Source organism: Nocardiopsis sp. iso_25, assembly GCF_056173305.1.
The window spans coordinates 4,570,203-4,592,247 of sequence record NZ_CM149667.1 but is presented as its reverse complement, the minus strand read 5'-3'; the positions used below and the strand labels follow the sequence as shown (position 1 = coordinate 4,592,247).

Sequence of the window (22,045 nt, the reverse complement as noted above, 5' to 3'; positions counted from 1 at the left end):
GAAGGGGCCGGGGGCGCGGCGCGCGGGCGGGCCGCCCTCAGGCGCTGGGAGGAAGGGGCGCGGCGTGGGCGCGCCATCGCCCGATGTCGGCGCCGTGGTGCAGGGCCGCGCCCACCGCGCGGCGGCGGCGCGGCTCCGCGTCGCCGCGGTGGCCCGTTCCGAGACCGTCTCGCACGCGTGTCACCCGTTCAGGGCCGCCGCGACCCGCTGGCGCATGAGCTCGGCCAGGGCTTCGGCGAGCGCGACGGGGTCGATCGGGTGGCTGACGACCTGCTCGGCCTGGGACCAGGTGGCCAGCCAGCCGTCGTCGCGCCGTCCCACCAGCAGCAGGACCGGCGGGCAGCGGTAGATCTCGTCCTTGACCTGGCGGCACAGGCCCATCCCGCCGACGGGGGAGGCCTCGCCGTCGAAGATCGCCACGTCCACGCGTGCGGCGGGGTCGGTGTCCTCCAGCTTGCGCAGGACCATGGGCGCGGTCGCGCACTCGACGAACTCCACGAGGGGAACGTCGGCAGAGGGGCGCCGGCCGACCGCCAGCCGCACCTGCTCGCGGGTGTCGGCGTCGTCGCTGTAGACCAGCACGCGCATCCTGGCACCCGTGTCCGTACCGCTGACCACCATCGCGCAACCGTCCCATCGCTTCTGTCCGCGGCCGTCGCCGTGGGGGTGCGGCCGGGGCGTTCGTTGGCTGTATGCCCTCTGACTGTATTGCCTCGGGGCCCCGCTGCACAGAAGAGGGGCCGGGGGCGTGCCGGGTACTGAGACCTGGGCCACCACATTCAGAGCACGGGCTAACCCCACCCCCAAGCCCTGTTATCAAAAGGTGATTTTCTTGATGTCTGGCCGTAACCTGTCGTAGGCCGGGCCGACACCTCAGGGGTGCTGGATCGCCCTAGCCGCAGGGGATCCCGAATTTCGGTCACTCTGGGTATGTTACTGGTGTGGCTGGAGGGGCAAAGCCGATACAGTAACGTCCGAGTCACGATCAACCGGTGCCAGCTGGCCGTCCGGGGCCCCAGAGTGCCCCGTACCGGGCCTGACCCGCCCTGTTACGGAGAGTCGGGTACGGCCCTCTCCGAGATGCCGTAATAATGCTGGCGTGGCGACAGCAACCGCGAACCCAAAATCAGCACCGACACCAGCACATGGTGCGGCAAAGCGTCCTGACCTGGTGAGCGTTGGCACCATCGTTTGGTTGGCCAACGAGCTCATGTTCTTCGCTGCGCTGTTCGCGATGTACTTCACGATCCGATCGGTGACCAACGGAAACCCCGACCTGGGGCAGTGGCCCGACACCCACCTGAACGTGCCGTGGGCGTCGGCGATCACCGTGGTCCTGGTGGCTTCGAGCTTCACCGCGCAGGCCGGCGTTTGGGCCGCCGAGCGCGGTGACGTCAAGAAGCTGCGTATGTGGTTCTTCATCACGTTCTTCATGGGCCTGTTCTTCGTCCTTGGGCAGGCCTACGAGTACTACGAGCTCATCTTCCACGGGGGCCTGACTCTTCAGTCGAGCGCTTACGGGTCGATGTTCTACCTGACCACGGGCTTCCACGGACTCCACGTCATCGGTGGGCTGATCGCGTTCCTCATCATGTTGGGACGTACGTACGCCGCGAAGCGCTTCACCCACCAGCAGGCGACCAGCGCGATCGTCGTGTCCTACTACTGGCACTTCGTCGATGTGGTCTGGATCGCTTTGTTCTTCACCATCTACTTCATCCAGTAACCCGAAACGGGGAAACCGTGAAATGGATTACCGCGCGGCGGCGGCATCCCCTGGCGGGGTATGTCGTCGTCATCCTCGCGCTAGCCCTGTTCGGGGTGGGGTACGCCGCTCTGGCGCCCACCGCGGACCAGGCCCAGGCGCAGACTCTGGCCGCTGAGGCTCCTCCTTCGGCCGATGAGGTCGATGTGGCCAACGGCGAGGACATCTTCAACCAGACGTGCGCGACCTGTCACAACTACGACGGCAGTGGCACCTACGGTGAGGACGGGGAGTACACCCGGGGTCCTGACATCCGTGACTCGGGTGCGGCGGCCATCGATTTTCAGGTCAGCACGGGGCGTATGCCGTCGATGAACCCCGACGCGCAGATGCCGCGCAAGCCGATGGCGATGTCGGAGGAGGATCTGCAGGACCTGATCGCGTACTACAACGCGCAGATCAGGACTGGTGGTCCTGATGTTCCTTATGACGTTCCGGGTGAGGCGCCCGAGCGTGGGGAGTTCGAGGACGAGGCTTCTTATGAGGCCGCGCTTGAGGAGTTCGAGGCCGAGTACGAGGCTTACGTCCAGGGCGCTGACGACACTGACATGGGTATGCGTCTGTACCTGACCAACTGTGCGCATTGCCATGGTTGGTCTGGTGGGGGTGGTGCTCTTACGGATGGTCGTTGGGCTCCGGAGATTCATGACGCGTCCGCGCGTCAGATCTATGAGGCGATGGTCAGTGGTCCGGGTGCGATGCCGATGTTCAGTGACACGGTGATCGAGCCGGAGGAGAAGCAGGAGTTGATCTCCTATATCAAGACTCTCCAGGCCGAACCCAACGCCGGTGGCATTTTCGATCTGGACCGTGTCGGCCAGGTCGCCGAGGGTTTGATCAGCTGGGTCGTCGGCCTCGCTCTGATCATTGCCTGCGCGATCTGGATCACCGCGAAGCAGCGAGCTCATGACTGAGAACAACAGCAACGACAGCAGCGGGGGAGAGGCCACGCCCGAACGCGTGGTCGGCACCCCCAAGGCCGGAGACCCCGTGGTCTCCGGCACTTCCACGACTTCGGAGGGGGTCCACGAAGGACCGTACAAGGCCTCCGAGACGCACGCGCGGCCGGAGGAGATGCAGCGTCGGGGCGAGAAGCTCGCCTCGGTGTGGTTCGTGATCGCCTTCCTGGGCGGGATCGGCTTCCTGGTCGCCTACTTCCTCTTCGGTCCGAGCCGGATCGCCGACCCGCAGATCGCCCAGTACTCGAACATGCTGCTGGGCGGCACGCTGACGCTGGCCATGTTCGGCATCGGTGCGGGTATGACGGTGTGGGCGCGTCAGGTGATGCCGCACTACGAGGTGGCCTCTCCCTACGACGAGCTGCCCTCGGACGAGAAGGAGAAGGGCTCCTTCAGCGCCTTCTTCATGCGGGGCGCCGACGAGAGCGGTTTCACCAAGCGTCCGCTGATGCGCCGCACGCTCATCCTGGCGATGCTGCCGCTGGGGCTGGCACCGATCGTGCTGCTGCGCGACACCGGCCCGCTGCCCGGCGACAAGCTCAAGACCACGCCGTGGCGCGACGGCCGCCGGATGTACGTCGAGGGCACCCACCGCGCCATTCGCGCGGAGGACTTCGAGAACGACCCCAACGGGATGATCTCGGCCCTGCCCGCGATCGACGACGACCACTACCCGCACGGGATCAGCCTCAACGACCAGGCCAAGTCCGTCATCCTCCTGATCAAGGTCCCCGAGGAGGACTGGCAGGAGCGGATGACCGAGGAGGTCGAGGGCGCCGACGGTCAGACGCGTCTGAACTGGACGCACAACGGCATCGTCGCCTACTCCAAGATCTGCACCCACGTGGGCTGCCCCGCGGCCCTGTACGAACGCACGACGCACCGCATCCTGTGCCCGTGCCACCAGTCGACGTTCGACGCGTCGAACGCGGCCGAGGTCGTGTTCGGTCCGGCGCACCGGCCGCTGCCGCAGCTGCCGATCGGTGTCGACGACGAGGGCTACCTCATCGCGACCGGCGACTTCGTCGCGCCGCCCGGTCCGACGTTCTGGGATTACGCGAAGGACTAGCCGATGAGTAAGACCACGCAAGCACCCAAGGCGCTTCGCGGCGTCGGCAACTTCATCGACGACCGCTTCCACCTGGCCAAGACCGGCGAGAAGAACCTGCGCAAGGTCTTCCCGAACCACTGGTCGTTCATGCTGGGCGAGATCGCGCTCTACTCGTTCATCATCCTGCTGCTCACAGGTGTCTTCCTCACGCTCTGGTTCAAGCCGAGCATGCTGGAGGTCATCTACGACGGCTCCTACGAACGCCTCCAGGGCGTTCCCATGTCGGAGGCCTACGCCTCCACGCTCCACATCACCTTCGAGGTGCGCGGCGGGCTCCTGGTCCGCCAGATCCACCACTGGGCCGCGCTGATCTTCGTGGCCTCGCTCGTCGTGCACATGCTCCGGGTGTTCTTCACCGGTGCGTTCCGCAAGCCGCGCGAGATCAACTGGCTGATCGGCGTCGCGATCTTCGTCCTGGCGATGCTGGAGGGCCTCTTCGGCTACTCGCTGCCCGACGACCTGCCCTCGGGCATGGGCGTGCGCATCCTCCAGGGCGTGATGATGGCGCTGCCGCTCATCGGCCCGTACGTGTCGATGTTCCTCTTCGGCGGGGAGTTCCCCGGCGAGGACATCATCACGAGGCTGTACATGCTGCACGTGCTCGCGATCCCGGCCCTGCTTCTGGGTCTGATCGTCGCGCACTTCATGATCCTGTGGCACCAGAAGCACACCCAGTACCCCGGTACCGGGCGCACGGACAAGACCGTGGTCGGAACACCCATGTTCCCGGCCTTCGCGGTCAAGGCGGGCGGGTTCTTCTTCTTCACGTTCGCGGTGATCGCCCTGCTGAGCGCGTTCGTGCAGATCAACCCGATCCACCTGTTCGGGCCCTTCACCCCGACGTCCATCACCTCCGGGCTCCAGCCCGACTGGTACATGGGCTTCATGGAGGGGTCGCTGCGCATCTTCCCGAACTGGTTCGACATCGCGCCCTTCGGTTACGCGATCCCGACCGGTGTGCTGGTGCCGGGCCTGGTCATCCCGGGCCTGATCTTCGGCGGACTGGCCGCATGGCCGTTCATCGAGCAGTGGATCACCGGCGACAAGCGCGCGCGCAACGTCGCCGACCGTCCGCGCAACGCACCGGTGCGCACCGGCGTGGGCGTCATGGGCATCACCTTCTACGGCCTGCTCTGGCTGGCGGGGTCCAACGACATCATCTCGGAGACCTTCTCGATCAGCCTGTACATGACCACGTACATCTTCCGTGTGCTGGTCATCGTGGGTCCGATCGCGGCCTTCTTCATCACCAAGCGCATCTGCCTGGGGCTGCAGCGCCGCGACCGGGAGACCCTGGAGCACGGCTACGAGAGCGGCACCATCCAGCAGCTGCCCAGCGGTGAGTTCGTGGAGGTGCACAAGCACAGCTCCCCGGAGACGGTGCATGTTTTGGAGAGCAAGCCGGTCATCACCTCGACGGCACTGAAGGACGACTCCGACGCGGACGGCAGGGGTGTGGAGAACCCCGAGGCCCGCAAGGGCAGCGGCAGGCTCCGCAAGGCCCTGGCGCGTTGGTACACCAAGGACGACGTGTCCCTGGAGGGGGTGGAGGCGCACAACGGCCACCACCCGCACCACTCCTCCACCGAGGCGGAGAAGGAGGCGGCCCACCACTAGGGCCCCTCACCCCACCTCCTCGACGGACCCGGTCGCACCGCGACCGGGTCCGTCGTGTTGTCGGGCGACATGCGGGCGACACCGGACCCGTCGCGGGGCTCCTCGCGGCCCGTGTGACATGAAGCCCTCCCGCCCGTGTGCCGGGGGTCCGCCGGGCCTGCTCCCCGATACCGGACGGGCCCGGGGCATGAGCGGGATGACCAGCCGCGACGTTCTTTTTCTCGTGTGCGGAGTCCCTTTGGCACGCACAATTATGTGAATTTTGGGACGCCCGTGACGCGTGTTTAGTGGGCGTGCTGTTCATGCCTAGAAGGTGTCGAATTTCCGTTTCTCTCCATGGCTCGCGGAGCCTGGAAGCCCGTGTGCGTAGGCGGTCCAGCCCTCCTGCGGCGTCTCGGAGGGGGCGATAACAGGGGGGCGGATTCGGGTCTTGCTGAGATGCCGTAATAATGCTGGCGTGGCGACAGCAACCGCGAACCCAAAATCAGCACCGACACCAGCACATGGTGCGGCAAAGCGTCCTGACCTGGTGAGCGTTGGCACCATCGTTTGGTTGGCCAACGAGCTCATGTTCTTCGCTGCGCTGTTCGCGATGTACTTCACGATCCGATCGGTGACCAACGGAAACCCCGACCTGGGGCAGTGGCCCGACACCCACCTGAACGTGCCGTGGGCGTCGGCGATCACCGTGGTCCTGGTGGCTTCGAGCTTCACCGCGCAGGCCGGCGTTTGGGCCGCCGAGCGCGGTGACGTCAAGAAGCTGCGTATGTGGTTCTTCATCACGTTCTTCATGGGCCTGTTCTTCGTCCTTGGGCAGGCCTACGAGTACTACGAGCTCATCTTCCACGGGGGCCTGACTCTTCAGTCGAGCGCTTACGGGTCGATGTTCTACCTGACCACGGGCTTCCACGGACTCCACGTCATCGGTGGGCTGATCGCGTTCCTCATCATGTTGGGACGTACGTACGCCGCGAAGCGCTTCACCCACCAGCAGGCGACCAGCGCGATCGTCGTGTCCTACTACTGGCACTTCGTCGATGTGGTCTGGATCGCTTTGTTCTTCACCATCTACTTCATCCAGTAACCCGAAACGGGGAAACCGTGAAATGGATTACCGCGCGGCGGCGGCATCCCCTGGCGGGGTATGTCGTCGTCATCCTCGCGCTAGCCCTGTTCGGGGTGGGGTACGCCGCTCTGGCGCCCACCGCGGACCAGGCCCAGGCGCAGACTCTGGCCGCTGAGGCTCCTCCTTCGGCCGATGAGGTCGATGTGGCCAACGGCGAGGACATCTTCAACCAGACGTGCGCGACCTGTCACAACTACGACGGCAGTGGCACCTACGGTGAGGACGGGGAGTACACCCGGGGTCCTGACATCCGTGACTCGGGTGCGGCGGCCATCGATTTTCAGGTCAGCACGGGGCGTATGCCGTCGATGAACCCCGACGCGCAGATGCCGCGCAAGCCGATGGCGATGTCGGAGGAGGATCTGCAGGACCTGATCGCGTACTACAACGCGCAGATCAGGACTGGTGGTCCTGATGTTCCTTATGACGTTCCGGGTGAGGCGCCCGAGCGTGGGGAGTTCGAGGACGAGGCTTCTTATGAGGCCGCGCTTGAGGAGTTCGAGGCCGAGTACGAGGCTTACGTCCAGGGCGCTGACGACACTGACATGGGTATGCGTCTGTACCTGACCAACTGTGCGCATTGCCATGGTTGGTCTGGTGGGGGTGGTGCTCTTACGGATGGTCGTTGGGCTCCGGAGATTCATGACGCGTCCGCGCGTCAGATCTATGAGGCGATGGTCAGTGGTCCGGGTGCGATGCCGATGTTCAGTGACACGGTGATCGAGCCGGAGGAGAAGCAGGAGTTGATCTCCTATATCAAGACTCTCCAGGCCGAACCCAACGCCGGAGGCGTCTTCCACCTCAATCGCATCGGCCAGGTCGCCGAAGGACTCATCGCCTGGGTCGTCGGGCTCGCTCTGATCATTGCCTGCGCGATCTGGATCACCGCGAAGCAGCGAGCTCATGACTGAGAACAACAGCAACGACAGCAGCGGGGGAGAGATCACGCCCGAACGCGTGGTCGTCACCCCGAAGACGAACGGGACGCACTCCGAGCGCCCGGCCGCGGCCCCCACGGTCGGCGGGACCGAGCCCGAGCGCGTCGTCGGCACCCCCAAGGCCGGGAATCCGCTGGTCTCCGACGCCTCCGGTGCCGCCGCGGACGAGCACACCGGTCCGTACAAGGCCTCCGAGACGCACGCGCGGCCGGAGGAGATGCAGCGTCGGGGCGAGAAGCTCGCCTCGGTGTGGTTCGTGATCGCCTTCCTGGGCGGGATCGGCTTCCTGGTCGCCTACTTCCTCTTCGGTCCGAGCCGGATCGCCGACCCGCAGATCGCCCAGTACTCGAACATGCTGCTGGGCGGCACGCTGACGCTGGCCATGTTCGGCATCGGTGCGGGTATGACGGTGTGGGCGCGTCAGGTGATGCCGCACTACGAGGTGGCCTCTCCCTACGACGAGCTGCCCTCGGACGAGAAGGAGAAGGGCTCCTTCAGCGCCTTCTTCATGCGGGGCGCCGACGAGAGCGGTTTCACCAAGCGTCCGCTGATGCGCCGCACGCTCATCCTGGCGATGCTGCCGCTGGGGCTGGCACCGATCGTGCTGCTGCGCGACACCGGCCCGGTTCCGGGTGACCTGATGAAGAAGACGATGTGGGAGCACGGCCGCCGCATCGTCGTGGAAGGGAGCGGCCGCCCCCTCCGGCCCGAGGACTTCGAGAACGACCCCAACGCGATGGTCTCGGCCCTGCCCGCCGCCGATGACGAGCACCACCACCTCTCACTGACCGACCAGGCCAAGACCGTCATCATCCTGATCAAGATCCCCGAGGAGGACTGGCAGGAGCGGATGACCGAGGAGATCGAGGGAACCGGCGGCCAGACGCGTCTGAACTGGACGCACAACGGCATCGTCGCCTACTCCAAGATCTGCACCCACGTGGGCTGCCCCGCGGCCCTGTACGAACGCACGACACACCGCATCCTGTGCCCGTGCCACCAGTCGACGTTCGACGCGTCCAACGCCGCGGAGGTCGTGTTCGGTCCGGCGCACCGGCCGCTGCCGCAGCTGCCGATCGGCGTTGACGACGAGGGCTACCTCATCGCGACCGGCGACTTCGACGAACCCACGGGCCCCACGTTCTGGGAATACGCGAGGGACTAGCCGATGAGTAAGACCACGCAAGCACCCAAGGCGCTTCGCGGCGTCGGCAACTTCATCGACGACCGCTTCCACCTGGCCAAGACCGGCGAGAAGAACCTGCGCAAGGTCTTCCCGAACCACTGGTCGTTCATGCTGGGCGAGATCGCGCTGTACTCGTTCATCATCCTGCTGCTCACAGGCGTCTTCCTCACGCTCTGGTTCAAGCCGAGCATGACCGAGATCGTCTACGACGGCTCCTACGAGCGCCTCCAGGGCGTCATGATGTCGGAGGCCTACGCCTCCACGCTCCACATCACCTTCGAGGTGCGCGGCGGGCTCCTGGTCCGCCAGATCCACCACTGGGCCGCGCTGATCTTCGTCGCGGCGTTGACCGCGCACATGCTCCGGGTGTTCTTCACCGGCGCGTTCCGCAAGCCGCGCGAGATCAACTGGCTGATCGGCGTCGCCATCTTCGCCATCGCCCTCATCGAGGGCCTCTTCGGCTACTCGCTGCCCGACGACCTGCCCTCGGGCATGGGCGTGAGGGTCCTCCAGGGTGTCATCCTGGCGATCCCCCTGGTGGGTTCCTACCTGTCGATGTTCCTCTTCGGCGGGGAGTTCCCCGGCGAGGACATCATCTCCCGGCTGTACATGCTGCACGTGCTGGCGCTGCCGGCGGTGCTGCTGGGTCTGATCGTCGCGCACTTCATGATCCTGTGGCACCAGAAGCACACCCAGTACCCGGGGGTCGGGCGCACGGACAAGACCGTGGTCGGAACGCCCATGTTCCCGGCCTTCGCGATCAAGGCGGGCGGGTTCTTCTTCTTCACGTTCGCCGTGATCACGCTCCTGGGCGCGTTCGTGCAGATCAACCCGATCCACCTGTTCGGGCCCTTCAGCCCGACGTCCATCACCTCCGGGCTCCAGCCGGACTGGTACCTGGGCTTCATGGAGGGCGCGCTGCGCATCTTCCCGAACTGGTTCGACTTCTCCATCGGGGGCTACCCGTTCATCATCGGCGTCCTCGTCCCCGGTCTGGGGATCATGGGCCTGCTGTTCGGCGCCCTGGGCGTGTGGCCGTTCATCGAGCAGTGGATCACCGGCGACAAGCGCGCGCACAACGTCGCCGACCGTCCGCGCAACGCGCCGGTGCGCACCGGTATGGGTGTCGCCGGGATCATCTTCTACGGTGTGCTGTGGATGTCCGGATCCAACGACATCATCTCGGAGACCTTCTCGATCAGCCTGTACACGACCACGTACATCTTCCGTGTGCTGGTCCTCGTCGGCCCGGTGGTGGGGTTCTTCGTCGCCAAGCGCATCTGTCTGGGGCTGCAGCGCCGTGACCGGGAGACCCTGGAGCACGGCTACGAGAGCGGCACCATCCAGCAGCTGCCCAGCGGTGAGTTCGTGGAGGTGCACAAGCACAGCTCCCCGGAGACGGTGCATGTTTTGGAGAGCAAGCCGGTCATCACCTCGACGGCGCTGGCAGACGGTGCGGACGTGAACGGCAGGGGTGTGGAGAACCCCGAGGCCCGCAAGGGCAGCGGCAGGCTCCGCAAGGCCCTGGCGCGTTGGTACACCAAGGACGACGTCTCCTTGGAGGGGGTGGAGGCGCACAACGGCCACCACCCGCACCACTCCTCCACCGAGGCGGAGAAGGAGGCGGCCCACCACTAGCGCACCCGCGTGTGGGTGAGGGACCCGGCCGCGGCGCGGCCGGGTCCGTCGTGTTCGCGGAGCAGGGTCCCGCACACGGCGGAAGCCGGCCGCCCCCTCTTCCGGGGGCGGCCGGCTCCCGTGCGTCCGGTGTGGGCCGCGGAGGGCTCAGCCGGCGTAGATGTCGTCGATCTCCTTGCTCCACTGCTTGCTGACCACGTGGCGCTTGACCTTCAGGGAGGCGGTCATCTGGCCGCTCTCCTCGGTGAAGTCGCTGGGCAGGATCTTGAACTTCTTGATCCCCTCGGCCTTGGACACCGCGTCGTTGGCGTTGTCCACGGCCTCCTGGATGGCGGCGTTCAGGTCCGGGTCCCCGGTCAGGTCGGCGATCTCGCCGCTCTTGCCGTTGGCCTCGCGCCACTGGACGAACGACTCGGGGTCGATCGTGATCAGCGCGGCGATGAACTTGCGGTTGTCGCCGACCACCATGCACTGGCTGACCAGGGCGTTGGCGCGGATGCGGTCCTCCAGGACGGCCGGGGCGACGTTCTTGCCGCCCGCGGTCACGATGATCTCCTTCTTGCGTCCGGTGACGCTCAGGAAGCCGTCGTCGTCCAGCGTGCCGAGGTCGCCGGTGCGGTAGAAGCCGTCCTCGGTGAAGGCCTCCTTGGTGGCCTTCTCGTTCTTCCAGTAGCCGACCATGATGTGGTCGCCCTTGAGCAGGATCTCGCCGTCCTCGGCGATTTTGATGGTGGTGCCGGGCAGCGGCTGGCCCACGGTGCCGATCTTGTTGAACTCGGGGCTGTTCACCGAGGTGGGGGCGGTGGTCTCGGTGAGGCCGTAGCCCTCGATGATGGTGAAGCCGATGCCGCGGAAGAAATGGCCCAGACGCGCGCCCAGCGCGGATCCGCCGGAGACGGCGTACTCGGCGTTGCCGCCCAGGGCCGCCAGGAGCTTGCCGTAGACCAGCTTGCTGAACAGCGTGTGCTTGAGCTTGAGGCTCAGGGGGATCCGGCCGGTGGCCAGGGCCTTGCTGTAGGCGACGGCGGTGTCGGCGGCGGCGTTGAAGATCTTGCCCTTGCCCTCGGCCGCGGCCTTCTGCTCGGCCTTGGTGTAGACCTTCTCGAACACGCGGGGGACCGCGAGCAGGAAGGTGGGCCGGAACGCCGAGAACTGCTCGATCAGCTCGGGGCCGGTGGAGGGGAAGTGGCCCAGGGTGGCTTTGGCCTCGATCACCATGACCTGCACGAAGCGGGCGAAGACGTGGGCCAGCGGCAGGAACAGCAGCGTGGAGGGGTTCTCCTTGCTGCGCAGGACCTGGCGGGCCGGGCCCTCCAACGCGTTGTGGGAGATGAAGAGGAAGTTGCGGTGGGTGAGCTCGCAGCCCTTGGGGCGGCCGGTGGTGCCCGAGGTGTAGATGAGGGTGGCGAGATCGTCGGCCTTGACCGCCGTGCGGCGCTTCTCCAGCGCCTCGTCGCTCACCTCCGAGCCAGCGGAGCGCAGCTCGGCGTACCCGGGGTCGTCGAACCGCCAGACGGGGCCGAGCTCGGGGGTGCGGGCGCGGACCGACTCGACGCGCTCGGCGTGGGCGTCGTTCTCCACGAAGGCGGCCTTGGCGCCGGAGTCGGTGAGGATCCACTCGATCTGCTCGGCGGAGGAGGTCTCGTAGATCGGGACGGTCACGCCGCCGACGGACCAGATGGCGTAGTCGACGACCGTCCACTCGTAGCGGGTGCGCGACATCAGGGCGACGCGGTCGCCGTGCTCGATGCCCGCGTCGATCAGGGCCTTGGCGTACGCGGCGATGTCGGCGTGCAGCTCCGCCACGGTGACGTCGTGCCACTGGCCGGACTCCTGGCGACGGGCGGTGACGGCGTTGGGCTCGCTGGCCGCGCGCGCGTAGAGCGTGTCGGTCAGTCGCGCGTCGTCGGAGATCTCAGCCTTCGCGGGAGAGCTGTATTCGCGCACGTGGTGCTCCTGGACGTGTACGGGTTCGGGTAGTACGGGACGTGATGACCGTAACAACACCACCCTACTCATGAGTAGAACACGTTGTCGTTCGGTATCCAACGGTGACCCTGGGTCGTGCCCGGCGCGGCGGACGCGGTGGTGCCCGGGCGGGGGAAGAATGTGGATCTTTCCCTCGTACGCACGCGAGACTATACGCCCGGCGTAGTGTTTGCGCACGTCGTGAGAACTATGCGCTGTATGTGAATCTTGGGTCCTTTGTGCTTTTTCGCGGTCATTGCGCTTTCCCCTCGGCCTCACTCCCCGTAGCGGCGCCCGCGTCCCTGATTCGCCCCTGAACCTGCCCTGAGAAACCTCCCCGGCGCCCGGACGTCCGGTTACCTTGAAGCAGAACGCGGCGCGAAGGAGGAAGCTGACATGACGGAGAACACCGGTCGCAACGGCGGTCCGGGTGCGGGCAGGGGCGAGGACCCCGACCTCATCGACGACGCGCTGAAGCTGGTGACCACCCTCCAGCGCAGGCTGCTGACGGCCGGGGTCAAGCGCGGGGTCGGCGCCGTGACCTCGCCGCCCCCGAGCAAGGGAGACGTGTGGGAGGAGGCCATCCGCCTGGAGACGGGCGACCGGCGCCCCCCGCTGGAGGAGCTCCTCGACATCGTGCGCACGTCCGGCCCCGAGGTCGTCGGGCACCTCGGCCGCGCCGGACTGGCCGCCGTCGGCGCCCTTGGCCGCACCTGGGACGTGGTCGAGCGCTCCCTGGAGCAGACCCGCGCCGACGGCGCCGCGGAGCGCGGTCCGCAGGGCCGGACGCAGGGTGGCGAAGGCGGGACGGAAGGCGAGGAACGCCAGGTCACCGCGGGGTGAACGGGAGGAGATCACGGTTCGACTCCGGGGGTGTCGGGGGTCGCCTCATGCCTGGTTTAATCAGATGGCATACATCATCTGAAAACACTTTGCCATGAACCTTGAGACTTATGTCAGAGTTCGGGCGTAAGTACGAAGGAGCTGCCCCCATGCTGACCATCGGCGTAGACATCGGCGGGACCAAGGTCGCCGCCGGGGTCGTCGACCCCGAAGGGCAGATCCTCGACAAGGTCAAGTACCCCACCCCCTCCAACGACCCGCAGGCCCTGGCCGACGTCGTGGCCAGGGCCGTCGGGGAGCTGTGCGGCCGCCAGGAGGCCGACGCCGTCCGGGCCGTCGGGGTGGGTGTGGCGGGGTTCGTGGACGAGGACCGCGCCACCGTCCAGGTCGCCGTCAACCTCGGCCTGCGCGACGAGCCCCTCCGCGACCACGTCCAGGAGCGCGTCGGGATGCCCGTGGTCATCGAGAACGACGCCAACGCCGCGGCCTGGGCCGAGGCCAGGTTCGGCGCCGGGCGCGGCAGCGACCACATCGTGTGCATCACCCTGGGCACCGGCATCGGCGGCGGCCTGGTCATCGACGGCGCGCTGCACCGCGGCCGCTACGGCGTGGCCGCGGAGGTCGGGCACTACCGGATGGTCCCGCACGGCCGCCGCTGCGCCTGCGGCAACCACGGCTGCTGGGAGCAGTACGCCAGCGGCCGCGCCCTGGTCGCCGAGGCCCAGGACCTGGCGCTGACCGACCCCGTGGCCGCCGAGCGCATGCTCAAGCTCGCCGACGGCGTCATCGACCAGGTGGAGGGCCACGTCATCACCCAGGCGGCGCTGGAGGGGGACAGGGCCGCCCTGGAGTGCTTCGCCAAGGTGGGGGAGTGGGCCGGGCACGGCCTGGCCGACCTGGCCGCCATCCTCGACCCCGAGTGCTTCGTCCTGGGCGGCGGAGTCTCCGACGCCGGGTCCATCCTGCTGGACCCGGTCCGCGCCGCCTTCGCGCGCAACGTCCCGGGCCGCCCCGGACGCCGCATGGCCGATGTGCGCCTGGCCGAACTCGGCGGAGAGGCGGGCATCGTCGGCGCCGGCGACCTCGCCCGGCACTGACCCGGCCACCGGAGAGCGGACGGCCCCCGCGACCCCCGCCGCGGGGTCGCGGGGGCCGTCCGCGTGTGGGGCCGCCGCGCGGGCTACTCCTGGGCGGCGGTCGGGTCCGCGGAGTCCGCGTCCCCGCCCTTCCTCTTCCCGCGCGCCTCCCGCTTCTCCTCGCGGCGGGACCGCCGCTCCCCCTTGCGCCGCTCGCGCTCGGTCCGTCTGCGGTCCTTGTCGCTGGCGTGCTGCTCGCGCTTGGCCTCCTTGGCCTCCGCCTCCAGTTCGGCCTTGACCGACTGCGCGTAGCGGTCCACGTACTCCTGGCCGGACAGCTCCATCAGCGCGTACATGATCTCGTCGGTGATGGCCCGCAGCACGCGCGGGTCCTTCTCCATGCCGTGGTAGCGCGAGAAGTCCAGCGGCTTGCCGAACTTGACCTTGGGGCGCACACCCAGCTTGGGCACCGTGCGGCCGGGGGGCATGATCTTCTCCAGGTTGATCATCGCCATCGGCACCACCGGGGCCTTGGCCTCCAGCGCCAGCCGCGCCACACCCGTCCGGCCGCGGTAGAGCTTGCCGTCGGGGGAGCGGGTGCCCTCGGGGTAGATGCCCAGGAGGTCGCCGCGCTTGAGCACCCTCAGGCCCGTGCGCAGCGCCGCCTCGCTGGCCTTGCCGCCCGAGCGGTCGATGGGGATCTGCCCCACGCCGGTGAAGAACGCCCGGCTCAGCAGCCCCTTGACGCCCGTGCCGGTGAAGTACTCGGCCTTGGCCAGGAAGGTGATCTTGCGCGGCAGCGGCAGCGGACCGAAGAAGTGGTCGGAGAAGGACAGGTGGTTGCTGACCATGATCGCCGGACCGCGGCGCGGCACGTTCTCCACGCCCTCGGCGCGCGGCTGCCACAGTACGGCCAGGACCGGCCCCAGGATCGCCTTGACCACCCAGTAGAACATCGCTCAGATCACCCCTGCACACGCGGGGAGCACTGGGCAGGGTCTGCCACGATTCACCGTCCCGCTCTGCCGACATTGTCAGGAGGGCTCGCGCCCGGAGAGTGGGGGAGGAGCCGCCGCCTGACGTGCGCCATCCTCCCACCGTGTGAGCGCGAGTGCCAAAGCGCCCCCGAACGGGCCGTCGGCCCGACGCAGAAGAGGATACTCAGTCGGCCCGCGTGGCGGGTGCCTGCCTCCGGTCCCCGGGGGCGGGAACGTTAGTGTGCACTCATGGCGAACGGACCGCCGAACGGTTAGCCTCACGGCAGGAGCCAGGGTTTCCCGTGCCTCCGCTCCGGTCGCCGCAGACCCCCGTCCCCCGCGCACCGCACGATCCCTGGAGCCGCTCCGTGAGACCGACCGACGCCCCTCTCCTGATCCCGGGCGCTGAGCCGTTCAGTCACCGCGGATCGGGCACGGGCGTCCTGCTCTGCCACGGTTTCACCGGCTCCCCGTACTCGATGCGCCCCTGGGCCGAGCACCTGGCCGCCGCCGGACTCAGCGTCGAGGCGCCCCTGCTGCCCGGGCACGGCACGGTCTGGCACGACATGAACCTCACCACCAGCGACGACTGGCTCGCCGAGGCCGAACGGGCCCTGCTGGACCTGGCCTCGCGCTGTGAGGAGGTGTTCGTCATGGGGCTGTCCATGGGCGGCGCCCTCAGCCTGCGCCTGGCCCAGAGGCACCCCGGCCTCGTACGCGGGGTCGTGCTAGTCAACCCCTCCCTGGCGGTGGAGGACCGGCGCCTGCCTGTCATCGCCCCCGTCCGCCGCCTGGTCTCGCGGATCATGCCCTCCACGCCCGGTCTGGGCTGCGACGTCTCCAAGGACGACACCACCGAGGGCGGGTACGACCGCGTCCCCACCGCGGCCGCGGCGACACTCCCGAAGCTGTGGCGCGGGGTTCAGGAGGGCATGTCCGGTTTGCGAGCGCCGATCCTGGCCTACCGGAGCACCCAGGACCACGTCGTCGGACCGCGCAGTCTGCGTATCCTCGCTAGGAGAGCGGTCAACACCGGGCTGACGATCCACCTGCTCCACGACAGCTACCACGTGGCGACCCTCGACCATGACGCCGCCGTCGTCTTCGACGGGAGCCTCGCCTTCGTGCGAGAGCACAGTAGAAGCGGGGAAGGAGCCGACCGATGACGCAACGTCGGGGAAACGGCCTGCTCGCCGACGCCTACGTTCCGCTGATCCTGCTCGCGCCCTCGCACGCCGACCTCATGCTGGAGGCGCTCCGGCGCAGCGGCATCGCCGCCTACGCCGTGCCCCTGGACGAGGACGTCCTGGAACCCGCGGGCAGCCAGGCCGACGACCCGCCCACCGACCACCTGTACGTGGACGCCGAGGAGCGGGCCGCGGCCGAGAGGGTCCTGGGCACCGAGCTGCCCGACCTGGACGGGCAGCCCGGGACGGCCCCCGACCTGCTGGCTCCGCGCGGCGAGCCCCGTTCCGACGCCGACGCCGAGGAGGGCGGGGAGACCGCCCCCCACGAGGCCCCCGACGCGACGGTCGGCGGCGACCTGCTGGACGGCCCGCCCGCCAACGTCGACCCCGACGCCGCGCCCGCCCGGACCGCGGACGAGGACGAGGTCTGGAATGACCTGGTCGCCCGCTTCTACGACGACGCCGACACCCGGGGGCAGCGCCGCCGCGCAGCCTGGCCCGACGCCGAGAACCTCAGCGCCCCGGCGGGGGAGGCCTCCTCCGCCGGCGACATCCTGGCCGGCGGGACCGTTGGAGCCGGGGACGGGGAGGAACGCGAGACGGCGGAAGAGGAGGCCCGGCGCCGGGCCGAGGCCGACCTGGAGGGCCACTACGAGCCCCCGCCACCGCCGCCCCTGCTCCAGGGCGACCGGGTGGGCATCGCGGCCTGGCTGTGCCTGCTGGGCGCGCCGGTGCTGGTGTTCGGGGCCGCGTTCGTCGGCGTCTCCCTGCCCAACTGGCTGATGTTCGTCGCGGTGCTGGCCTTCCTCGTCAGCTTCGTCGTGCTCATCCTGCGCATGACCGACTCCCGGCCGCCCGGAGACGGCGGGCCCGACAACGGGGCGGTGGTCTGACCCCTGGGCTTCGACTTCCCCCTCTGGCGCGCCTTCGCCGTCTTCCGCGCAGCGTCCCTGGTCTACGCCCTGTTCCTCCTCATCCAGCACCACGAGCACCTGACCCGGCCCTGGCTGGCCTGGACGGTGCTGGCGGTCATGGTCGTGTGGACGGCGTTCACCACCCGCGCCTACGCCCGCCCGCACCTGCGCGACTGGCGCGTGCTCACCGCCGACCTCGCGGTGGCCTTCGCGTGCCTGTTCGCCACCGCCCCGGCGGCCACGCCGTTCTACCTCACCCAGGCCCCGCCGCTGAGCGGCTACTGGTTCGCGGGCACCGCCCTGGCGGCCAGCGTCATCTGGGGCGGGCGCGCCGCCGCGGCCGTCGCCGTGCTCTACGGCCTCGCCGACCTCACCCTGCGCACGGTCATGGACGCCGCCGTGACCGCCGCGACCGCCCGCGGCGTGGTTCTGCTGCTCCTGGCCGGACTGGCGGTCGGGTACATGTCCTGGATGTCGGAGCGTGCCGAACGGCGGTTCGCCCAGGCGGTCGCGCTGGAGGCGCGCACCCGCGAGCGCGAGCAGCTGGCCCGCTCGATCCACGACTCGGTGCTCCAGGTGCTGTCCCTGGTGAGCAGGCGCGGCGCCGAGGCCGGGGGAGAGGCCGCCGAACTGGGCCGGATGGCCGGTGAGCAGGAGGCGCGCCTGCGCGCGCTGGTCGCGATCGGATCGTCGGAGGACGCCTCCGGCGGGACGGACGGGGCGGACGCAACCGGCGGGGCGGCGCCGCCTCCCGCGGGGCGCGCGGCCGCGTCCGGGCCCGCGGTGGACCTGCGCGAGCCGCTGCGACGCGCCGAGTCGGCCCACGTGTCGGTGTCCGCGCCCGCCACGCCCGTCGTCCTGCCCGCGCACACCGCCGCCGAACTGGCCGCCGCCGTGCTCGCCGCCCTGGACAACGTGGAGCGGCACTGCCCCGAGGGCACGCGCGCCTGGGTGCTGGTGGAGGACGAGGACGACGCGGTGACCGTGTCCGTGCGCGACGAGGGCCCCGGCATCGAGCCCGGACGCCTGGAGCGGGCCCGTTCCGAGGGCCGCATCGGCGTGGCCCAGTCCGTGCTGGGCCGGGTCCGCGACCTGGGCGGCACCGTCGAGTACGTGTCGGTCCCCGGCCAGGGCACCGAGGTGGAGATGCGCGTCCCGCGCGGCTGAGGGCCCCGCACGGCTCACCGCCGCGGAGCCCGGCCCGGCTCCTGCTCCTCCTCCTGGTGGGAGAACCGCTGCTCCCGCCACGGGTCACCCCGGTTGTGGTAGCCGCGCTCCTCCCAGAAACCGCGGCGGTCCGCGGTCATGTACTCCACCGCGCGCAGCCACTTCACGCTCTTCCACCCGTACAGGTGCGGCACCACCAGGCGCAGCGGCGCGCCGTGGTCGGGGGCCAGGGGCTCGCCGTCGCGGTGGGTCGCCAGCAGCACCCCCTCCGCGAGGAAGTCGTCCATGCGCAGGTTCGCGCCGTACCCGTACTCGCCCCACGCCATCACGTGCGTGGCCTCCGGCGCGGGCGGGGCCGCGGCCACCAGGTCCGCGGCGCGCACCCCGCGCCAGGGCACGTCCGGGGCGCTGAACCGCATCACGCAGTGGAAGTCGCTCACCGAGTCCGTGCGCGGCAGCCGCGCGAACTCCTCCCACGTCCAGCGGTACGCCCCCAGGTCCTCGGTCGCCCCCGTGACCCGCAGGTCCCACCGCTGAGGGCGGAAGGCGGGCACCGGCCCGTAGTGCAGCGGCTTGTGCTCGTGGCGCACCGCCTGCCCGGGAGGCATCCGGGACCGGGCCCCGTCCGTGTCGTCCTCGTCCGTTCCCTCGGACACTTCCGTCCCCCTGCTCGTCTGTGGGCTCCCGCGGCGCGCCCGGCCGGTCGGCCGCGCGAACGCCTTCCCCGTGGGGAGAACGTGCGTGCGGCCATCCTGTCAGGCGCCGACGAGAGACAGGTCACTCGCCCCGGGTGTGCGGACATGCGGTGACCGTGCGCTATAGTTCCAGCCATGCAGCGGAACTTCTGGCGCTTTTATGGCTACCGGCCCGACACCCCGGTCGCCTGTAGAGCGCTGCGCTGACACAGACGACTTGAGCCCCGGGCCGGTAGAGCCCGGGGCTTTTCTCGTTCCGGGCGCCGGTCGGCTCGTTCACCCAACCGACAAGCAGCTAGGGACAACGCACATGGTCATCGTGATGGCGCCGGACGCCACCCCCGAGAACATCGACGATCTGGTCGAGCTGGTCTCCTCCGCGGGAGGCGAGGCCTACGTGACGCGCGGCGTGAGCCGCACGATCATCGGCCTCGTCGGCGACGTCGAGCGCTTCCAGGACCTGGGCCTGGCCGCCAAGCCGGGCGTCAGCGACGTCCTGCGCATCTCCGCCCCCTACAAGCTCGTCAGCCGGGAGAACCACGACAGCCGCACCGTCGTCAGCGTGCGCGGAGTGCCGATCGGCGGCGACAACGTCACGGTCATCGCCGGGCCCTGCGCCGTCGAGACCCCCGAGCAGACCCTGGCCGCGGCCCGGATGGCGATGGAGGCGGGGGCGTCCCTGCTGCGCGGCGGCGCCTACAAGCCCCGCACCTCCCCCTACGCCTTCCAGGGTCTGGGTGAGGAGGGCCTGCGGATCCTCGCCGACGTGCGCGAGGAGACCGGCCTGCCCATCGTCACCGAGGTCGTGGACGCCGCCGACGTGGAGCTGGTCGCCTCCTACGCCGACATGCTCCAGGTCGGCACCCGCAACATGCAGAACTTCGCCCTCCTCCAGGCGGTGGGAGACGCGGGCAAGCCGGTCCTGCTCAAGCGCGGCATGAGCGCGACCATCGAGGAGTGGCTGATGGCCGCCGAGTACATCGCCCAGCGCGGCAACCTCGACATCGTCCTGTGCGAGCGCGGCATCCGCACCTTCGAGAAGGCCACCCGCAACACCCTGGACATCAGCGCCGTCCCGGTCGCCCAGAACCTGTCCCACCTTCCGGTGATCGTCGACCCGTCCCACTCGGGCGGCAAGCGCGAGCTGGTGCTGCCGCTCTCGCGCGCGGCCGTGGCGGTCGGCGCGGACGGCGTCATCGTCGACGTGCACCCCCACCCGGAGAACGCCCTGTGCGACGGCCCGCAGGCCCTCCTGCACGAGGACCTGGCCGAGCTGCGCGACCTGGCGGGCACCCTGGCCGCCCTGACGGGCCGCACCCTGACCCCGGCGCCGGGCCGAGAACTGGCCGGCCTGTGAGACCCGGGGGCTGAACACGGCGGCGCCCCGGCCGTTCCCCGCACGCGGGGCGGGGCCGGGGCGCCGTCGTCGCGCGCTAGGCGGTGGCGGCCACCGAAGCGGACGCGGGCGCCACGCGCTTGGGCGCGGCGTCGCCCAGGAAGCTGGGCTTGTGCACCTGCGCGGTAGTGACCAGGTGCTCGGCCAGCTCCTCGGCGTCCAGGCGCTTCTCGATCTGGCGCAGGTCCGGGATTTTGGCCGCGGTCTCCACCTGGCGCGGGGTCAGCATGGTGCAGCAGTCCTCGTCGGGCAGCTCCGAGATGGCCAGCGTCCCGATCCGGCGGGCCTGGTCCATGATCTCGGTCTTGTCCATGCCGATGAGCGGACGCAGGATCGGCAGGTCCACCGCGTCGTCCAGGGCGGTCAGGTTGGTCATGGTCTGGCTGGACACCTGGCCCAGCGCGTCCCCGGTGATCAGGCACTCCGCGTTCAGGTCGTCGGCCAGGGCCTCGGCGGTCTTGAGCATGAGGCGGCGCTGGGCGACGATCTGGAGGCGTTCGATCCCCGAGCTCTTCAGCTGCTGCTGGGCCTTGCCGAAGGGGATGACGAACAGCCGCGAGCCCACCTGGTAGCGGTCCAGCTGGCGGACGAGGCTGTAGGCCTTGTAGATCGACTCCGGGCCGGTGAACGGCATGCCGGAGAAGTGCAGGAAGTCGACCTTGAGCCCGCGCCGGATCATCCGGTGCGCGGCGACGGGGGAGTCGATCCCGCCCGACATCAGCACCAGGCCGCGGCCGCTCATCCCGGCGGGCAGGCCGCCCTGGCCGGGCACGCCGTCGGTGAACACGAACGCCTCGTCCTTGTCCACCTCGACGAACAGGGTGTTGTCGGGGCGCTTGAGGTTGACCTGGTAGCCGTGCGCCTCGATGATCTTCGAGCCCAGGTACCCGGCCAGCTCCGACGAGGTCATCTCGAAGCGCTTGTCGCGGCGCCGGGCGCGCACGGCGAAGGTGCCCTGGCGGCCCTCCATGACGCGCACGCCGATGTCGGTGACGGCGTCCAGGTCCTTGGGCACGCGGCGGACCAGGTGCACCCGGACCACGCCCATGACGTTGGCCATGCGGTCGGCGATCTCGGCGACCTCCAGGTCGGAGGCCTCGGGCTTGCGCACGATGATCACGCCCGCGCCGCGCTGGGAGAGGCGGATCTCGCCCAGGTCGCGCACGGAGGCGCGGATGTTGTTGTGCAGCCGCCGCTCGAACAGCCTGCGGTTGGAGCCCTTGAGGACGATCTCGCCGAGCTTCATGAGCACGCAGAGCTCGCCGAGCCCGGCGTCGGACCCGGCCAGGGCTGCGGGGAGCGGCGCGGACTCAAGCGACGCGGACATGGTGCTACCTCCGGTGGATGCCTTCGTGTCCCGGTGTGAGGTGGGAGCGGCGGGACGGGGCCGGGAGCGTCCATCGCCATCCTCCAGTATCGAACATCCCGTCCACCGCTCCGTCCGTTTTCGGTCGGGACGGGCGGGAGGCGGCGGGCACACGG

The 22,045-nt window shown here is 69.2% G+C and carries 20 protein-coding genes; 14 read left to right on the top strand and 6 right to left on the bottom strand.

The window, feature by feature from the left end:
- Positions 1 to 37 precede the first annotated feature (37 nt).
- Entirely contained in the window at positions 38 to 175 is a 138-nt protein-coding gene (locus tag AC0VX6_RS19725; RefSeq protein ID WP_274974105.1) for a hypothetical protein, read from the bottom strand.
- A gap of 5 nt (positions 176 to 180) precedes the next feature.
- Positions 181 to 621, bottom strand: a complete 441-nt coding sequence (locus AC0VX6_RS19720) for a response regulator (protein ID WP_274974104.1) — start codon at positions 619 to 621, stop codon at positions 181 to 183.
- 478 nt (positions 622 to 1,099) lie between these two features.
- On the opposite strand from AC0VX6_RS19720, the gene ctaE (AC0VX6_RS19715) reads away from it, so the two are divergent.
- From ctaE (AC0VX6_RS19715) to qcrB (AC0VX6_RS19680), 8 genes are all read left to right on the top strand, one after another.
- Positions 1,100 to 1,726, top strand: coding sequence for an aa3-type cytochrome oxidase subunit III (gene ctaE / locus AC0VX6_RS19715; protein ID WP_013154151.1), 627 nt, complete (start codon positions 1,100 to 1,102; stop codon positions 1,724 to 1,726).
- Positions 1,727 to 1,743: 17 nt separating this feature from the next.
- Positions 1,744 to 2,679 carry a cytochrome bc1 complex diheme cytochrome c subunit gene (gene qcrC / locus AC0VX6_RS19710; RefSeq protein WP_274974103.1) on the top strand — a complete coding sequence of 312 codons (936 nt, stop codon included), beginning with the start codon at positions 1,744 to 1,746 and terminating at the stop codon, positions 2,677 to 2,679.
- Entirely contained in the window at positions 2,672 to 3,793 is a 1,122-nt protein-coding gene (gene qcrA / locus AC0VX6_RS19705; protein WP_274974102.1) for a cytochrome bc1 complex Rieske iron-sulfur subunit, read from the top strand. Before qcrC (AC0VX6_RS19710) ends, qcrA (AC0VX6_RS19705) begins: the two co-directional genes overlap by 8 nt.
- 3 nt (positions 3,794 to 3,796) lie before the next feature.
- A complete protein-coding gene (gene qcrB, locus AC0VX6_RS19700) occupies positions 3,797 to 5,452 on the top strand; it encodes a cytochrome bc1 complex cytochrome b subunit (protein WP_274974101.1) in 1,656 nt (551 codons plus the stop codon).
- A gap of 457 nt (positions 5,453 to 5,909) precedes the next feature.
- A complete protein-coding gene (gene ctaE, locus AC0VX6_RS19695; protein WP_013154151.1) occupies positions 5,910 to 6,536 on the top strand; it encodes an aa3-type cytochrome oxidase subunit III in 627 nt (208 codons plus the stop codon).
- A 17-nt stretch (positions 6,537 to 6,553) separates the two neighbouring features.
- A complete protein-coding gene (qcrC, locus tag AC0VX6_RS19690) occupies positions 6,554 to 7,489 on the top strand; it encodes a cytochrome bc1 complex diheme cytochrome c subunit (protein ID WP_274974100.1) in 936 nt (311 codons plus the stop codon).
- Positions 7,482 to 8,681, top strand: a complete 1,200-nt coding sequence (gene qcrA, locus AC0VX6_RS19685) for a cytochrome bc1 complex Rieske iron-sulfur subunit (protein ID WP_475465542.1) — start codon at positions 7,482 to 7,484, stop codon at positions 8,679 to 8,681. The genes qcrC (AC0VX6_RS19690) and qcrA (AC0VX6_RS19685) overlap by 8 nt, the downstream gene beginning before the upstream one ends.
- A 3-nt stretch (positions 8,682 to 8,684) precedes the next feature.
- A complete protein-coding gene (gene qcrB / locus AC0VX6_RS19680) occupies positions 8,685 to 10,340 on the top strand; it encodes a cytochrome bc1 complex cytochrome b subunit (protein WP_475465540.1) in 1,656 nt (551 codons plus the stop codon).
- Between the two features lie 147 nt (positions 10,341 to 10,487).
- Here qcrB (AC0VX6_RS19680) and AC0VX6_RS19675 read toward each other — a convergent pair whose 3' ends face one another.
- Entirely contained in the window at positions 10,488 to 12,287 is a 1,800-nt protein-coding gene (locus AC0VX6_RS19675; protein ID WP_274974097.1) for an AMP-dependent synthetase/ligase, read from the bottom strand.
- Between the two features lie 417 nt (positions 12,288 to 12,704).
- Between AC0VX6_RS19675 and AC0VX6_RS19670 the strand changes: the two genes are divergently transcribed.
- On the top strand, positions 12,705 to 13,151 hold the full coding sequence (locus tag AC0VX6_RS19670) for a hypothetical protein (RefSeq protein ID WP_274974096.1): 447 nt from the start codon (positions 12,705 to 12,707) through the stop codon (positions 13,149 to 13,151).
- Positions 13,152 to 13,300: 149 nt separating this feature from the next.
- Positions 13,301 to 14,248, top strand: coding sequence for an ROK family glucokinase (locus tag AC0VX6_RS19665; protein WP_248771341.1), 948 nt, complete (start codon positions 13,301 to 13,303; stop codon positions 14,246 to 14,248).
- Between the two features lie 83 nt (positions 14,249 to 14,331).
- On the opposite strand, the gene AC0VX6_RS19660 is transcribed toward AC0VX6_RS19665, so the two are convergent.
- Positions 14,332 to 15,183, bottom strand: a complete 852-nt coding sequence (locus AC0VX6_RS19660; protein ID WP_475465538.1) for a lysophospholipid acyltransferase family protein — start codon at positions 15,181 to 15,183, stop codon at positions 14,332 to 14,334.
- A 389-nt stretch (positions 15,184 to 15,572) separates the two neighbouring features.
- Here AC0VX6_RS19660 and AC0VX6_RS19655 point away from each other — a divergent pair, with 389 nt between their 5' ends.
- Genes AC0VX6_RS19655 through macS form a run of 3 tightly spaced genes read left to right on the top strand, consistent with a single transcriptional unit; the run spans position 15,573 to position 18,472 of the window.
- Positions 15,573 to 16,370, top strand: a complete 798-nt coding sequence (locus AC0VX6_RS19655; RefSeq protein ID WP_475465536.1) for an alpha/beta hydrolase — start codon at positions 15,573 to 15,575, stop codon at positions 16,368 to 16,370.
- Positions 16,367 to 17,284: a hypothetical protein gene (locus tag AC0VX6_RS19650; RefSeq protein ID WP_475465534.1), complete on the top strand. Its 918-nt coding sequence runs from the start codon at positions 16,367 to 16,369 to the stop codon at positions 17,282 to 17,284. The genes AC0VX6_RS19655 and AC0VX6_RS19650 overlap by 4 nt, the downstream gene beginning before the upstream one ends.
- 3 nt (positions 17,285 to 17,287) lie before the next feature.
- The gene (gene macS / locus AC0VX6_RS19645) at positions 17,288 to 18,472 is read left to right on the top strand and encodes a MacS family sensor histidine kinase (protein ID WP_302475404.1); all 1,185 of its coding nucleotides are present in this window, start codon (positions 17,288 to 17,290) and stop codon (positions 18,470 to 18,472) included.
- A 14-nt stretch (positions 18,473 to 18,486) separates the two neighbouring features.
- Here the strand turns inward: macS and AC0VX6_RS19640 are convergent, their stop codons facing one another.
- Positions 18,487 to 19,080, bottom strand: coding sequence for a molybdopterin-dependent oxidoreductase (locus tag AC0VX6_RS19640; RefSeq protein WP_274978194.1), 594 nt, complete (start codon positions 19,078 to 19,080; stop codon positions 18,487 to 18,489).
- Positions 19,081 to 19,477: 397 nt separating this feature from the next.
- Between AC0VX6_RS19640 and aroF the strand changes: the two genes are divergently transcribed.
- A complete protein-coding gene (gene aroF / locus AC0VX6_RS19635) occupies positions 19,478 to 20,524 on the top strand; it encodes a 3-deoxy-7-phosphoheptulonate synthase (RefSeq protein ID WP_274974092.1) in 1,047 nt (348 codons plus the stop codon).
- 76 nt (positions 20,525 to 20,600) lie between these two features.
- Here aroF and thiI read toward each other — a convergent pair whose 3' ends face one another.
- On the bottom strand, positions 20,601 to 21,890 hold the full coding sequence (thiI, locus tag AC0VX6_RS19630) for a tRNA uracil 4-sulfurtransferase ThiI (RefSeq protein WP_274974091.1): 1,290 nt from the start codon (positions 21,888 to 21,890) through the stop codon (positions 20,601 to 20,603).
- Between the last annotated feature and the right edge of the window lie 155 nt (positions 21,891 to 22,045).